Source organism: Mesorhizobium sp. RCAM 05099, from assembly GCF_059683685.1.
The window spans coordinates 816,295-831,916 of record NZ_CM185035.1 but is presented as its reverse complement, the minus strand read 5'-3'; the positions used below and the strand labels follow the sequence as shown (position 1 = coordinate 831,916).

Annotated in this window: 13 protein-coding genes; 6 read left to right on the top strand and 7 right to left on the bottom strand. The window is 65.1% G+C overall.

The features are described 5' to 3' along the window. Positions 1 to 5: 5 nt before the first annotated feature. From AC56QQ_RS04090 to AC56QQ_RS04060, 7 genes are all read right to left on the bottom strand, one after another. Positions 6 to 953: an ABC transporter permease gene (locus AC56QQ_RS04090; protein ID WP_497125646.1), complete on the bottom strand. Its 948-nt coding sequence runs from the start codon at positions 951 to 953 to the stop codon at positions 6 to 8. Between the two features lie 4 nt (positions 954 to 957). Beyond that, on the bottom strand, positions 958 to 1,938 hold the full coding sequence (locus tag AC56QQ_RS04085; RefSeq protein ID WP_497125645.1) for an ABC transporter permease: 981 nt from the start codon (positions 1,936 to 1,938) through the stop codon (positions 958 to 960). Between the two features lies 1 nt (position 1,939). Next, the gene (locus AC56QQ_RS04080; RefSeq protein ID WP_497125644.1) at positions 1,940 to 3,409 is read right to left on the bottom strand and encodes a sugar ABC transporter ATP-binding protein; all 1,470 of its coding nucleotides are present in this window, start codon (positions 3,407 to 3,409) and stop codon (positions 1,940 to 1,942) included. 49 nt (positions 3,410 to 3,458) lie between these two features. Continuing rightward, a complete protein-coding gene (locus AC56QQ_RS04075; protein WP_091576075.1) occupies positions 3,459 to 4,472 on the bottom strand; it encodes an ABC transporter substrate-binding protein in 1,014 nt (337 codons plus the stop codon). A 93-nt stretch (positions 4,473 to 4,565) separates the two neighbouring features. Continuing rightward, positions 4,566 to 5,456 carry an SMP-30/gluconolactonase/LRE family protein gene (locus AC56QQ_RS04070; RefSeq protein ID WP_497125643.1) on the bottom strand — a complete coding sequence of 297 codons (891 nt, stop codon included), beginning with the start codon at positions 5,454 to 5,456 and terminating at the stop codon, positions 4,566 to 4,568. 172 nt (positions 5,457 to 5,628) lie between these two features. Then, positions 5,629 to 6,363 carry a response regulator gene (locus AC56QQ_RS04065; protein ID WP_497125642.1) on the bottom strand — a complete coding sequence of 245 codons (735 nt, stop codon included), beginning with the start codon at positions 6,361 to 6,363 and terminating at the stop codon, positions 5,629 to 5,631. Further along, positions 6,363 to 7,643: a sensor histidine kinase gene (locus AC56QQ_RS04060; RefSeq protein ID WP_497125641.1), complete on the bottom strand. Its 1,281-nt coding sequence runs from the start codon at positions 7,641 to 7,643 to the stop codon at positions 6,363 to 6,365. Before AC56QQ_RS04060 ends, AC56QQ_RS04065 begins: the two co-directional genes overlap by 1 nt. Before the next feature lie 239 nt (positions 7,644 to 7,882). Here AC56QQ_RS04060 and AC56QQ_RS04055 point away from each other — a divergent pair, with 239 nt between their 5' ends. The 6 genes from AC56QQ_RS04055 to AC56QQ_RS04030 all read left to right on the top strand — a co-directional run bounded on the left by AC56QQ_RS04055 (position 7,883) and on the right by AC56QQ_RS04030 (position 15,477). Next, a complete protein-coding gene (locus tag AC56QQ_RS04055; RefSeq protein ID WP_497125639.1) occupies positions 7,883 to 10,300 on the top strand; it encodes a glucan 1,4-alpha-glucosidase in 2,418 nt (805 codons plus the stop codon). A 49-nt stretch (positions 10,301 to 10,349) separates the two neighbouring features. After that, entirely contained in the window at positions 10,350 to 11,366 is a 1,017-nt protein-coding gene (gene gnd / locus AC56QQ_RS04050; RefSeq protein WP_497125638.1) for a phosphogluconate dehydrogenase (NAD(+)-dependent, decarboxylating), read from the top strand. Positions 11,367 to 11,388: 22 nt separating this feature from the next. Beyond that, positions 11,389 to 12,765, top strand: coding sequence for a glucose-6-phosphate dehydrogenase (gene zwf, locus AC56QQ_RS04045; RefSeq protein ID WP_497125637.1), 1,377 nt, complete (start codon positions 11,389 to 11,391; stop codon positions 12,763 to 12,765). 12 nt (positions 12,766 to 12,777) lie between these two features. Then, positions 12,778 to 13,482, top strand: coding sequence for an ROK family protein (locus AC56QQ_RS04040; RefSeq protein ID WP_497125636.1), 705 nt, complete (start codon positions 12,778 to 12,780; stop codon positions 13,480 to 13,482). Positions 13,483 to 13,696: 214 nt separating this feature from the next. Then, positions 13,697 to 14,158, top strand: a complete 462-nt coding sequence (locus AC56QQ_RS04035; RefSeq protein WP_489858439.1) for a Ros/MucR family transcriptional regulator — start codon at positions 13,697 to 13,699, stop codon at positions 14,156 to 14,158. A gap of 218 nt (positions 14,159 to 14,376) precedes the next feature. Then, positions 14,377 to 15,477 (top strand): aminotransferase class I/II-fold pyridoxal phosphate-dependent enzyme, encoded by a 1,101-nt coding sequence (locus AC56QQ_RS04030; protein WP_497125635.1) that lies wholly within the window; start codon positions 14,377 to 14,379, stop codon positions 15,475 to 15,477. Positions 15,478 to 15,622 lie beyond the last annotated feature (145 nt).

The following is a 15,622-nucleotide window of genomic DNA, read 5'->3' as shown; positions in this document are numbered from 1 at the left end:
TAGCCTCAACGCAAGGCCTTCTGCCCACCCGCCGCGGTGATCACGCCAACGATGATCAGCCCGGTCAGCAGCAGACGCACGCCGGCGCTGACGCCGAACGTGTTGAGCATGGTCAAAAGCAGCACCAGGAACAGCGCCGCGCCCCAGACGCCGGGCACGTTGGCCTTGCCGCCGGCCACCGACGTGCCGCCGATGACGACGACGGCGATGGACGCCAGCAGATACTCGTTGCCGATATCGACATTGGCGCCGCGGAAATAGCCGGCGAGCAGCGCACCGTCGATGCCGCCGAGCGCCCCCGACAACGTGTAGGTGAGGAAGCGGATGCGCCCGACATTGACGCCGGCGAGCCAGGCGGCACGGATGTTCTGCCCGATCGCCAGCACCGAGCGGCCATAGATCATGCGCTGCAGCGCTATTGCCGCACCGATGGTGAACAGCACGGTGAGGATCGCCAGCACCGGAATGCCCAGCACCTGCCAGTTGGCGAAATCGGCGAAGCCGGGCGGTGGCTTGATCTGCAGCCCGCGCCCATAGCTGATGTCGATCGACTGGATGATGAAGCTGGCCGACAGCGTGGCGATGATCGGCGGAATGCGCAGCGCCCAGATCAGCAGGTAGTTGACGACACCGATCGCGGCACCCGTGGCGAGCGCCGCCAGCAGCCCGACCGCGATCATGGAATCGCTGCCGTCCATGACCTTCATGGCGACGGCGCTGGCAAGCCCGATATTGGCCGGCAGCGACAGGTCGACATTGCCTGGGCCAAGCGTGATGACGAACATCTGGCCGACGCCGACGATGACGGTGAACACCGCCAGCGACAGGGCCGCGGTGACCATGCCACCGGCGCCATAGCCGCCGGTGAAGGCGATCGTCGCCAGCCACACCAGCACCGCGCCCAGGAACGACCAGATCCAGGGTCTGCCGAGCAGCGCCTTCACCGATACCATTGCCTCACCTCTCCCTGCGGCTGATCAGCACCCGCGCCGCCAGCACGATGATCAGGATGGCGCCATTGGCGGCCACCTGCCAGTCGGGTGGAATGTGCATGAAGGTGAGCAGCGGCGATGCGGCGAGCGCCAGTGTGAGTGCGCCAAGCACCGCGCCGATCGGCGACACCCGGCCACCGACGAATTCGCCGCCGCCAAGGATGACGCCGGCGATCGCCAGCAGCGTGTAGCCATTGCCGATATTGGCATCGGCGGAGGTGGTAATGCCGATCAGCGCCATGCCGGACAGCACGCCGAACAGGCCGGCCAGCGAAAACAGCACGATCTTGGTCTTGAGCAGCGACCAGCCGGCGCGCGCGAGCGCCGCCGGATTGCCGCCGGAGCCGCGCAGGATCACACCATAGGAAGTGCGCATCAAGCCGAAATGGACGATGAGGCCGATCAGCAGCGCCGCAATGATCGGGAACGGCACGAAAGGCGGCTTGAAGGACATGAACGCCAGCAGCCAGTCCGGCGCCTTGCCGCCAGGTTTGGGCAGGACGAGAATGGCCAGGCCCTGCCAGACGAAGCTCATGCCGAGCGTCACCACGATCGAGGGCAGGTTACGCAGATGGATCAGCGCGCCGAGCAGCGCATAGACGCCGATCGAGCCGAGCAGGATGGCGACGCCGATGAGCGGCGCGTCCTTCAGCCAGGTCGCCGTGACGCAGCCGACGAAGCCGACAAAGGTGCCGATCGACAGGTCGAGCTCGTTGCCGGCGATGACGAACATCTGCGCGATCGTCGCCAGCGCGATCGGGATCGCCAGGTTGAGCATCAGGCTGAAGCCGAAATAGCTGATGGCGCGCGGGTTGAGCCATGCGATGGCAATCAGCACCAGCGCCAGCGACAGCGCTGGCAGCAGCCCGCGCAGCAGGCGGGCACGCGCCAGCGCCCCGCGCTCGGAGGACGTCTTGAGGCCGGTGTCGACGCTGGCGGCCGTCATCTCAGGCCGCATCGCCGAACGAGGACTGGATGATCTTCTCTTCGGTCAATTCGTCGCGCCGCAGATTGGCGACGATCCGGCCGTTCTTGAAGACATGGATGTGGTCGCAATTGTCGAGCTCTTCGGTTTCCGTGGTGTACCAGAGGAAGGTACGGCCATTGCGGGCTTCTTCGCGCACGAGGTCGTAGACCTCCAGTTTGGTGCCGATATCGACGCCGCGCATCGGGTCGTCCATCAGCACGATCTGTGCGTCGGAGCCCAGCGCACGGGCAAACAGCGCCTTCTGCTGGTTGCCGCCCGACAGCGAGAAGATGTTGTTGTTCATGTCCGGCGTGCGGATGCCGATCTTTTTTTGCCAGAACTCGGCGAGTTCGGCCTCACGCTGCGGCGAGATCAGCAGCCCTTTGCGCAAGCGTGCCAGCGAGCGGATGCCGATATTCTGCGCGATCGACCATTGCGGGAAGATACCGTCCGACTGGCGGTCGCCGGCCACCAGCGCCACCGGCGCGGTCACCTCGATGCCGGCCCGGGCGCGCGACGCAGCCGCGAAGATCGCCAGCAGCAGGTCGGTCTGCCCATGTCCCGCCAGCCCGGCAAGGCCGATGATTTCGCCTGCGCGGGCGACAAGCTCGGTGCCGTCCTTCTGCGTGGCGGGACGGGCCCGCACCCGCAGCGGACTGGCCTCGGGCTTGGCGGCGGCGACTTGCGCCGCAGCCTTCTGGCGCGCTTCCGCCCCGCCCATCGCCGTCACCAGCCGGTCGCGGTCGAAGGCACTGGCGGCATCGGCGACAACCACCTTGCCGTCGCGCATCACCACGATGCGGTCGGCATTCCGCAGCACTTCGCCCAGCACATGCGATATCAGGATGCAGCTTTTGCCGCCGGCGACGAAGCGGCGCACGAAAGCCAGCAACTGGCCGGCCGTATGCGCGTCCAGCGACGATGTCGGCTCGTCGAGGATGACGAGGTCGAGCCGATCCTGGGTGACCGTGAAGGCGCGCGCCACCTCGACCATCTGCCGCCGGCCGATCGACAGGTCGCCAACAATGTCCGACGCCGAGATGCTGTGCCCCGGAAAGATCTCGTCGAGCTTGGCGGCGATCAGCTCGGCCGCCTTGCGCCGCCAGCCGAAGCCGCGCAGCGAAGCATGGTTGATGCGCGTGTTCTCGGCGACGCTGAGATTGGGACACAGCGAAAGCTCCTGGAACACGCAGCGTATGCCGAGCTGCTGCGCCCGTGACACCGAGTAATTGTCCTCGCTGTCGCCATGCACGCCGATCCTGCCGCTGTCGGGCGTCAAGGTGCCCGCCACCATGTGCATGAGTGTCGACTTGCCGGCGCCATTGTGACCGACGAGACCGACGCACTCGCCAGGACCGACGTGAAAATCCACGCCGCCCAGGGCGCGAACGGCGCCGAAATGTTTTTCGGCGCCGTTCAGTCTGATGATGTCAGCGTTCCCTTCAGGCATGCTCAACGATATCCGCTCGGCGATACGGACGGCAACGCTGCCGCGACACTCACTTGATGTTGGCTTTGATGGCCGCGATGGCGTCTTCCTGCGTGTATTCGTGGCTGGCGACGCCGCCCTTGACGATCTTCGGCAGCTCGGCCTCGAAATCGTCCTGGGTGAAGGCCAGATACGGCACCAGCAGATCGTGCGGGATGTCCTTGCGGCCGTCGAGCACCTGCTGCGCCACCCAGAAGGCGAGCGACGACACGCCGGGCGCGATCGAAGCCGACCAGGTCTGGTAGCCGTCCTTGTCCTTCTGCTCCTTCCACCACTGCAGCTCGTCCTGGCGGTTGCCCATGATGATGGTCGGGCGCGGCTTGCCGGCGGCGGCGAAGGCCTGCGCAGCACCGTAGCCGTCACCACCCTGGTCGACGATGCCGACGACATCCGGCAGCGATGGCAGGATGGTCGCGACCGCCTTCTGCGCGGTGGTCTGGTCCCAGTCGCCGGTCACCGAGCCGACGATCTTGAACTCGGGATGGGCTGCTACGCCTTCGAGGATGCCGGCATGGATGGCATCGTCGATCGAGGTGCCGGCAAGGCCTCGGATTTCCAGCAGATTGCCGCCCTTGGGCTGGAACTTGGCCATCTGTTCGACTTCCTGCTTGCCCATGTCCTTGAAGTCGACGACGACGCGGTAGGCGCAAGGTTCGGTCACGGTTCCGTCGAAGGAGACGACCACGATGCCGGCGTCGCAGGCCTGCTTGATGGCGCCGTTGAGTGCGTCGGGCGACGCGGCGTTGATGACGATCGCGTCATAGCCCTGCAGGATCAGGTTCTGCACCTGCGCGGCCTGCGTCGGCACCTCCTTGTCGGCGGTGGTGAAGATGTCGGCGGCGCCAACCACCTTATCGGCAACTGCTTTCTTGGTGACGATGCCATAGCTGTCGAGCATCGCCTGCCGCCACGAATTGCCGGCATAATTGTTGGAAAAGGCGATCTTCTTGCCACTGGTGTCGGCAAGTGCCGTGCCCGAGGCGAGCATTGCCGCCAGGGCGCTCAAGACGAGTAGTTTCTTCATGTCGTATCCTCCCAGATGTTGACTGCTACAGTTCCTGCCGGCTTTCATCCCGGCCTCACTCCCAACCTGATTTGAGCACGGATGATCGCGAGCTCAAAACAGTCTTAATCCCGGCACGCGCACCCTGAGCCGGTAAAGCGATGTCGACGCGGTGATGTAGAGGCTCCTCAGATCGTCGTCGCCGAACGTGAAATTCGCGCAGTTCTCCGGCGTCCGGATGACACCCAGGATGGCACCCGACGCGTCGAAGACATGGATGCCACCGGGACCGGTGCAGTAGAGATTGCCGCGGCTGTCGATCTTCATGCCGTCGGGCGCTCCCGGTCCATCGCCCTCGGTCACGGCCCACACCGCGCCGCCATTGAGGTCGCCGTTCGGCTCGACGCCGAACACCCTGATATGGCCGCGCTCGGTGTCGTTGATGAACAGCCGCGACTCGTCCAATGAGAAGCAAAGGCCGTTCGGCTGGATGAAATCGTCGGCCAGCAATGTCAGCCGGGCGCCGTCGCCATCGATGCGGTAGACGCCCTGGAACGGCAGCTCCTGGCGACGCGGCACGCCATAGAATTCCATCCTGCCGTAGCCCGGATCGGTGAAGTAGATCGATCCGCCGGTGGCAACGACGATGTCGTTCGGGCTGTTGAGCTGCCTGTCCTGATGGTGCGTGGCGAGCACCGTCGTGCTGCCGTTGGGCTCGGCGCGGGTCACGCGGCTCGTCGCGTGCTCGCAAGTGACCAGCCGTCCCTGGCGGTCCAGCGTGTTGCCATTGGCCTTGTGGCTCGGCTCGCGCAACAGCTCGATCTCGCCCTCCGCATGGCGCCGGTAGATGCGGCTTTCCGGAATGTCGCTGAACACCAACCATTTCTCGTAAGGGTGCCATACCGGCCCTTCTAAGAAACCGAAGCCGCTCGCCAGCGTTTCGATCGTCGCATCGCCGACGATGTCGTCGAAGCCGGAGTGGCGGGGCCGCGCCAACGCCGACATCACTGGCCCCTGGCGGCGCAAACAGCCTTGCGAATCCGCATGGTGACGAATGGCATGAGCGCTTCCCCGATAAAGTCTTTTTATGGGGTCGAGCGTAGTTGCGGCGCCGGCATGGCGATACGGGTCAAAGCGCACGGCCGACTGTGCGTTTGCACAGTCCAGGCGGTTGGAATCAGTGTTCCGGCGGAGCCTGCGCCAGCCAGGCATCGAGCCGGTCCTGCTCGCGGCGCAGCGCATCGACGTTGATCAGGCCGCGCGCCATGGCAAGGTAGATCGCCCGTGTCCGCGAGTTGAACACGGAAGCGTCGCTTGCGCCGTCCTCCGCCGGCACGATGCCGAGCTTGTCGTAGACATGCTTGATGCGGCTCTGGGCACCACGGATCGACAGGCCGCGACGCGCCGCGATGGCGCGGTCGGTCAGGCCAAGCGCGATGTCGATCAGGCTTTCATATTCGCCGTCGGTGATGCCCTCGAATCGATCCTGGACGCGGTGCTGGATGCCGCGTATCTCGCGGTCGATGATGCAGTGGCCTTCGCGGAAAACGCCGCGCAGGGCTGACCGCATGCCCTCCTCCGTCGCCGACTTGAGCACATAGCCATAGACCGAACCTGGCGGCACGATGCGTGCCACCCCGCGGACATACGCCTCGTCGGCGAAATTCGACCAGAACAGGATGTGCGTGCCGGCGCGGCGGTTCCAGATCGCCCTGGCAACCTCGATTCCCGTCGCCTTCGGCATCTGCAGGTCGAGCACGACATGCGGCGGCTCGCGCTCGGCGGCGAGGTTGATGGCGTCCTCGCCGTCGCTCGCCTCGATCACCTCGACGTCGCCGGGCCACAATTGCTCGACGGTCCGGCGCGCGAATGTGCGGTGCAGCCCGTCATTCTCGGCGATCATCACAAGCATCACACACCCTCCGGCACGGCCTGCTGGCCGGGCGCTGTTGCAACCGCCGCACCGGGCAATTGCCGGGACGTCTGGCGGTCTATCTCGATGACGACACGCGTGCCGCCGCCCTTGCGGCTGGCTTGACCGATGCGCAGCCGCGCCCCGATAAGAGCCGCGCGCGTGTGCATGTGGCCAATGCCGCCATGGGCGGCCGGATCAACAGTGCCGCATCCCTGGCCGTCATCGGTCACGATCACCCGCAGCATGCTCGCCGTCGACGCCAGCAGCACGTCGATGCGGCGCGGCGCGGCGTGGCGGACCGCATTGTTGATCGCTTCCTGCACGATCCTGTAGAGCGCGGTGCGGACCGGCTCGGGCAGGCTATCAGCGCTGCCGTCGCTGGTATCGGCGATGCGCACGGCAATCGGCGGCTTGGCCCTGGCGACGCTGCGGTTGAGATGCGCCTCGACCGCATCGCGCAGGCCGAACAGTTCGAGCACGCTCGGCCGCATGTCGTCGACGATGTGGCGCAGTTCCGTCAGGCAGCCGGCGACCTCCTGCTCGAGGTCGGCAAGCTGCGCCGCCCGCGCCACGCCCTGGCCGCGCAAGGCCGAAAGCTGGCGCGCGATGCGGGCGAGGTCGGCAAGCGTCTGGTCGTGCAGGTCCATGGCCATGCGCCGGCGTTCGCGCTCCATGCCTTCGGTCAGTTGCGAGGCGCCGACCCGCAGCAGTTCGACGCGATTGCGCGCTTCGCTCTCGGCAAGCATGGCCCGGCGCGCCTCCTCGGTCTGGATCAGCGCGAAGATATAGGGTGCGATCAGGTCGGCGCATTGCTGGGCGACCTCGACATCGGCAAGCGTGTAGCAGCCGACCTCATGCCGGCTGATGTTGAGGGCGCCGATGATGCCGCCGCGCGCCCTGAGCGGCACGATGATGCGGCTGCGCAGCCTTGCGGCGAAGATCGGTTCGTCGAATGCCCCCGTGAAGTGGAAGCGCTGGTCGAAAAGAGCATCGTCCGCCAGCAGATAGGGCACCTCGCCCCACAGCACCGACCGGATCGGGCTGCCCTCCACCGGATGCTGCGACAGATCGCTCCAGCTGGTGTGGAAGCCGGCTTCATAGCAGGCATGCATGCGCCGATCGTGCGACAGCACCGCCAGATCGATATGATTGTGCGGAATGAGCGTACCGATTTCGATGGCCGTTGCGCGGAACGCCGTACCGGTATCGATGTGGCCGGCCAGCGCCCGCGAAATAGCAAGCAGCCGGTCGATCAGTATGGGAGATACATCCGACATGGTTTTGAGACCTCCCATGACAACTGAACGGACCACGCCGGGCCGGCCGCGACGCTCCCGTGCCCGAGCGTGCTGCCGATCCGCGATTTTCGCCGGGCCTCCCTGCCGCGGGAATAGTGGACATCTACGAACGATGCTGTCAACGACGCCCCCATTGCGGCGGTCGATCAACTTGCGGTGCAATGATTGAAAAGGGTTCGCGTCCTGGTCTAGGGAAGGGGCCAGGAGACCGAAACAGAATGCCAGTGACGCCAACCGTTGCTCCGGGCGCCCCGGGAATTCCGGCACGCTGGACGTCAAGCGCCAAGAGCGGCGTCGGAACCTCCCTTTCACCGGCCGGCCGGATCTGGTTCACGATCAGCCACGGCATTCTCAACGAGGTCTACTATCCGCGCGTCGACAGCGCCTGCACGCGCGACCTTGGCCTGATCGTCACCGGCCCCGACGGCTATTTCTCGGAAGAAAAACGCGATGCCGCGCACGCCATCGAACCGTTCGAGGACGGTGTGCCCGCCTACCGGCTGGTCAACACCGCGACCGATGGCGCCTACCGGATCGAAAAGCGCGTCCTCGCCGACCCGGCCCGCCCCGCCCTGCTGCAGGAGATCACCTTCACGCCGCTCAAGGGTGCGTCCGGCGACTACCGCGTCTACGCCTTGCTGGCGCCGCATCTGGTCAACGCCGGCATGGGCAACACCGCCTGGGTCGGCGACCACAAGGGAAAGCCGGTGCTGTTTGCCTCGGGGCGCGGCATCTGCCTGGCGCTGGCCTCGTCGCTGCCATGGGTGAGTTGCTCGGCCGGCTATGTCGGCTTCTCCGATGGCTGGCAGCAACTCCATCATGCCGGCAAGCTTGACCCGGCTTGCCAACGGGCCGAGGACGGTAATGTCGCGTTGACCGGAGAGATCGGCTTTTCCGGCGCGAAGACAACGGCATTGCTGGCTCTTGGCTTTGGCGCGACCCCTGATGAGGCTGCTGAAAATGCCTTCGCCAGCCTGAAGCGAGGCTTTGCGGCGACGGCCAGGTCCTACGTCCGGAATTGGCGCACCTGGCAGGCCGACCTGCTGCCACTGGACCGGCATGGCGAATCCGGGGTCAACTTCTATCGCGTCTCGACCGCGGTTCTGGCGACGCACCGCTCGACCGCCATGCCGGGCGCCGCGGTCGCCAGCCTCTCGATCCCGTGGGGCTTCAACAAGGGCGACGACGATCTCGGCGGCTACCATCTGGTCTGGCCGCGCGATCTGGTCGAAACGGCGGGCGGCTTTCTCGCCGCCGGCGATGCCGCGTCGGCCCTGCGGATTCTTGGCTATCTGCGCTCCATCCAGCAGCCGGACGGCCACTGGCCGCAGAACGCCTGGCTCGATGGGTCGGCCTATTGGCCCGGCATTCAGATGGACGAATGCGCCTTTCCGCTGCTGCTGGCTGACGCATTGCACCGCGCCGGGCACCTGCCGCGCGCCAGGCTCTCCGCCTTCCTGCCGATGATCGAGCGCGCCGCCACCTATGTCGTGCGCAACGGACCCGTCACCGGCGAGGACCGCTGGGAAGAAGATGCCGGGTACAGTCCGTTCACGCTTGCCGTCGAGATCGCCGCACTGCTTGCCGCGGCGGACCTGCTCGACGCCTGCGGCAAGGAAGACGCGGCAACCTATCTGCGCGAGACCGCCGATGGCTGGAACGACCAGGTGGAGCACTGGACCTACGTCACCGGCACGGCCATCTGCGAGGAAACCGGCGTCGATGGCTACTACGTCCGCATCGCGCCACCCGACAGCGCCGAGGCCGGCTCGCCGAAGGACGGCTATGTCCCGATCAAGAACCGGCCGCCCGGCGATACGGATCGGCCCGCCGAGGAAATTGTCAGCCCCGACGCGCTGGCACTCGTCCGCTTCGGCCTGCGGGCGGCCGACGATCCGCGCATGATCGACACCGTCAAGGTCATCGATGCGCAATTGCGCTGCGATCTGCCGCAAGGACCGCTCTGGTACCGCTACAGTGGCGACGGCTATGGCGAGCACGAAGACGGCGCGCCTTTCGACGGCACCGGCCAGGGCCGGCCCTGGCCGTTGCTTGCCGGCGAACGCGCCCATTACGAGCTGGCGGCGGGGCGCATGGACAAGGCGGCCAGCCTGCTGGCGGCGCTGGAAGGCTCGGCCGGGCTTGGCGGTCTGTTGCCGGAGCAGGTCTGGGACGGCGCCGACCTGGTCGAGCGCGAACTGCTGCATGGTCGCCCTTCCGGCAGCGCGATGCCGTTGGTCTGGGCACATTCGGAGCATATCAAGCTGCTGCGCTCGCTGCGCGACGGCACGGTCTTCGACATGCCGCCGCAAGGCGTCAAGCGCTACATCGGGGACAGGACCGTATCGCCGTTCAGGACCTGGCGGTTCAACCACAAGATCCGCACGCTGGCGGTCGGCAAGGCGTTGCGCGTCGAGCTGCTGGCCGCCGCGACGGTTCGCTGGAGCACCGACAACTGGGCGACGGCCCGCGACAGCCAGACAAGAGAGAACGCTTTCGGTATCCATCTTGTCGATCTGCCTGTGTCCGGCCTCCCCGGCGGAACCGCGCTCACCTTCACTTTTTTCTGGCCCGGCACCGGCGATTGGGAGAATGTCGACTTCTCCGTCATATCAACCGGGCAGGATAGCCGGTAGATCCTTCCCCAGGAAATCCAGCAAATCTCTAGGAAACAGGGACGAAACCATGCAGATCGGAATGATGGGACTGGGCCGGATGGGCGCCAACATGGTCCGGCGCCTGATGCGCGACGGCCACGAATGCGTCGTCTACGACATCAACCCCGCCAGCGTGGCGGCCCTGGTGACCGATGGCGCGTCCGGAGCGGCCTCGATGGCGGAATTCGTCGGCAAGCTCGCCAAGCCGCGCTGCGTCTGGCTGATGCTGCCGGCCGCGATCACCGGCAAGATCGTCGATCAGGTGGCGGCCCTGATGGAACCCGGCGACATCATCATCGATGGCGGCAATTCCTACTATCATGACGATGTCGATCGCGCGGCCAGGCTCAAGGACAAGGGCCTGAACTATGTCGATGTCGGCACCAGCGGCGGCGTCTGGGGTCTCGATCGCGGCTACTGCCTGATGATCGGCGGCCCTGACGAAGCGGTCCAGCATCTCGATTCGGTATTCGCCACGCTGGCGCCCGGCGCCGATGTCGGCGCGCCTGCCCCGGACAAGACCGCCGGCACCGCACCGTTCGGCTATCTCCATTGTGGTCCGAGTGGTGCTGGCCATTTCGTCAAGATGGTTCACAACGGCATCGAATACGGCGTCATGGCCGCCTATGCCGAGGGCATGAACATCCTCAAGGCCGGCAATGCCGGCAAGGTCAAGCGCGATGCCGACGCCGAGACCAGCCCGCTGCAGAACCCCGAATATTACCAGTTCGATATTGACCTCGCCAACGTCGCTGAGGTCTGGCGGCACGGCAGCGTCATCGGCTCGTGGCTGCTCGACCTCACCGCCAGCACGCTGAAGTCAGACGCATCGCTGGCGAACTTTGGTGGCCGCGTCTCGGATTCCGGCGAAGGCCGCTGGACGCTGAAGGCGGCGATCGACACCGGCGTGCCGGCGCCGGTGCTGTCCTCGGCGCTGTTCGACCGCTTCTCCTCGCAAGGCGAATCCGAATTCGCCGACAAGCTGTTGTCCGCCATGCGCTATGCGTTCGGCGGCCATGTCGAGAAGCCGAAGGCCGGATCGTGACGGCGGCAGGGGAGACACGCGCATGAGCCAGGAACGGTCCGACACGCTGGTGCTTTTCGGAGCCACCGGCGACCTCGCCCACAAGAAGATATTTCCGGCGCTTTACCAGATGGTCGCCAAGGGTACGCTCACCGAACCGGTGATCGGCGTCGCGTTCGACGCCTGGGATTTGAAGCAGCTGCAGGCGCGCGCCCGCGACGGCATCGTCCATGCGCTCGGCAAGATCGACGACAAGGTGTTCGCCAAGCTCGCGTCGCTGCTTCGCTATGTCAGCGGTGACTATCGTGATCCGGCCACTTTCGAAAGGCTGAAGAGTGCGCTCGGCAGCGCCCAGCGGCCGCTGCACTACATGGCGGTGCCACCGACCATGTTCGAGACGGTCGTCCAGGGGCTGGAGCAATCGGGCACGGCGCACGGCGCGCGGCTGATGGTGGAAAAGCCGTTCGGCCACGACCTGCAGTCGGCGCGCTGGTTGAACCGGGTCTTGCACCTGGTGTTCGACGAACAGTCGATCTTCCGCATCGACCACTATCTCGGCAAGGAAGCGATCCAGAACCTGCTCTATTTCCGCTTCGCCAATTCCTTGCTCGAACCGATCTGGAATCGCAACTTCGTCGAAAGCGTGCAGATCACCATGGCCGAGGATTTCGGCGTCGAGGGGCGCGGCCGCTTCTACGACGATGTCGGCTGCATCCGCGACGTCATCGAGAACCACCTGCTCAACATCCTGTTGCTGCTGGCCATGGAGCCGCCGGTCGGCCGCTCCGCCGACGACCTGATCGACGAGAAGGTGCAGGTGCTGCGCGCGATCCGGACACTGACAAAAGACGATGTCGTGCGCGGTCAGTTCAAGGGCTATCTCACCGAACCCGGCGTGGCGCCGAACTCGCCGGTCGAAACCTTCGCGGCGGTGCGCTTCTTCGTCGACACATGGCGCTGGCGGGATGTGCCGTTCTTCATCCGCGCCGGCAAGAACATGCCGGTTCATGTCACCGAGGTGGTGGTGCGGCTGAAGCGGCCGCCGCTCGACGTCTTCGATCCGATCAAGCCCGCCGACCAGAACTTTGTGCGCTTCCGCATCGATCCGCAGGTGGTGATCGCCATCGGCGCCCAGCGCAAGGCGTCCGGCGACGACATGATCGGCGAGCAGGTCGAGCTGACGGCGCTCGACGACAGCAAGGCCGACATGCCGCCCTATGAGCGGCTGATCGGCGATGCCATGAACGGCAATGGTCAGCTGTTCACCCGCCAGGACGCCAGCGAACTTGCCTGGCGCATCGTCGGCCCGGTGCTTGGCGACACCACGCCGCCGCATATCTACGAGCCAGGAACATGGGGCCCTGCCGATGTCATGAGCGGGTTCGGGCCGCCCAACGGCTGGATCGATCCGGTGAAGTGAGAGGATGACGCGATGGCCAAGGCGGTGAAGCAACCAGTACCGGATGTCGAGAAGATCGTGCTTTCGATCGATATCGGCGGTTCGCACGTCAAGATCCTGACCAGCGCCGGCGGCGCGGAGTGCCGCGCCGACTCCGGTCCCGGCCTGACGCCGCAGCAGATGGCCGAGACGGTAAGGAAGCTCGCCGAAGGCCTGTCATACGACGTCATCTCGATGGGCTATCCTGGCCCGGTCACCCACAACCGGCCGTTGGCCGACCCCGCCAATCTCGGCAAGGGCTGGGCCGGCTACGATTTCGCCGCGCAATTCGGCAAACCGGTGAAGGTGGTCAATGACGCGCTGATGCAGGCCATCGGCAGTTACGAGGGCGGGCGCATGCTGTTCCTCGGGCTGGGAACTGGTCTTGGCGCGGCGATGATCGTCGACAATGTCGCCCAGCCGATGGAAGTCGCCCACCTTCCCTACAAGAATGGCAAGAGTTTCGAGGACTATGTCGGCGAACGCGGCCTAGAAAAGCGCGGCAAGAAGAAGTGGCGCAAACATGTCTTCGACGTCGTCGACCGGCTCCGCGCCGCCATGCAGCCGGACTATGTCGTCATTGGCGGCGGCAATGTCGACAAGCTCGATGAATTGCCCGCCGACAGCAGACGCGGCGACAACACACGCGCCTTCGAAGGCGGGTTTCGTTTGTGGCGCGACAAGGCGTTGATCGTCTGATATTGTTACTGTTTAGTATAGTTGTTCAAAATAACGTGTGTCGCCACACCAAGTCATTGCGTTGTGCAGATTTGCCGACTAGGAATTCCGCGCCCCAATAACGCAGCTCGCCCCGCGGATCCCCAAACGACGCGGTAGCATTTTGATTTGCGCATGATCCTTTCCGGAAATCGAATCCGATTTTCAGGTCATTCGCCTTGGACGGAGAGATAGATTGACCGACGACCACGACATCGCCCCTAAAGACATCGACCTTCTCGAACTGACCGCACACATCGTGTCCGCTTACGTCGAGAAGAACCGCTTGCCAGCTTCCGGCCTGCCCGATCTCATCGCCAGCGTCAGCACGTCGATAAGCGGGCTCGGCAAGCCGGTGGTCCCGGTGGCGGCGCCGCTGGTCCCCGCGGTCAACCCCAAGAAGTCGGTCACGCCGGATTTCATCATCTGCCTCGAGGACGGCAAGAAGTTCAAATCCCTGAAGCGTCATCTCGGCGTGCATTTCGGCCTGACGCCGGACGCCTATCGCGCCAAATGGGGCTTGCCCGCGGACTACCCGATGGTTGCCCCCAACTACGCGGCCTCGCGCTCGCTGCTGGCGAAGTCGATCGGGCTCGGCCGCAAGGCCGCCCCGGTGAAGGCACCCGCCAAGGGCAGGAAGGCCAAGGCCTCGGCCTAGGCTTGTCGCCCAAAAAGTGCGCGGCGGTTTTGGGACGGCGACATGCATAAAACAAAAGACTTGAAGCGCGTCGCCTGAACCCCGATTCAACGCGACGCGCTTCAGGCAGTTAGGCGCTGAGCCAATGGATTGATTGAAGCCTGCCGGCGAATCCGCCTTGGCAGGCTTCACGTTTTTGTGGCTTGGATGGACCGGACGGTTTCTTTGGGGGTGAAGCGATGAACTACACCAGGATGGTGATCGAGAAAGAGGCGCCGGAAGAGTACGGCTACGACCGTATCCGCTTCAATCTTTCCGAAAGCTCGATCGCCGACCAGAAGCTCTCCGACATCGGTCTGTCGCTGCCTGATCTCACGCTGTTCTATGGCGAACATCGCGGCGACAAGGACCTTCGCGCACTGATCGCGGCGCAGGACGCCGGCGTCTCGCCGGATGATGTCCTGGTCACCGCTGGTGCCGCCGGCGCGCTGTTCATCATCTCGACTTCGCTTTTGTCGGCCAGCGATCATCTGGTCGTCATCAGGCCCAACTACGCCACCAACATCGAAACCCCGAGGGCGATCGGCTGCGCCATCGGCTTTGTCGACCTCGCCTTCGAGGAAGGCTTCGCCATCGATGTCGAACGCGTCAAGGCGGCGATCCAGCCGAACACCCGGCTGATCAGCGTCACCTGCCCGCACAATCCCACCGGCACGATGATGAGCCGAACCGAACTCGACGCGCTGGTGGCGCTCGCCGAGGCTAGCGGCTGCCATCTGCTGGTCGACGAGACCTACCGCGATCTCTCCTATGGCAAGCGCCTGCCCTCGGCAGCCTCGCTGAGCCCGCGGGCGATCAGCGTCTCGTCACTGTCCAAGGCCTTCGGCATTCCCGGCATCCGCATCGGCTGGCTGATCACGAGGGATGCGGCGCTCCAGGAAAAATTCCTCGCCGCCAAGGAGCAGATCGGCATCTGCGGCAGCGTCATCGACGAAGGCATCGCGCGCGGCATGCTGCAGCGCCGGGACGCCTTCCTGGCGACGCTGCTGCCCGAAATGGCCAAGCGCCGCGACATCGTCCAGGCGTGGATCGACAACGAGCCGCTGGTCGACTGGGTGCGGCCCGAAGGCGGCGTCGTCGGCTTCCCGCGCCTGGATGTCGATGCCGGCTTCGACCTCGACCGGTTCTATGTCAACCTGCTGGAAAACCACGGCACCTATGTCGGGCCCGGCCACTGGTTCGAAATGGAAAAACGCTTCTTCCGCGTCGGTTTCGGCTGGCCGACGGAGGCGCAATTGCGGGGCGGGCTCGACGCCATTTCCGCCGTGCTGCGCGGGTAAACTTCGCGTGCGATCCCCCGGACAGGCCGAAAATTTCTTGATCGCGCGCTGATTTTGACGCACATCCCGCCGCGAACTTTGTTAGAAGTTCCATTGGTCGGACCAGCGCCCATCGTGGAAGTGCCCCGCCAGCCGATGCCATCGC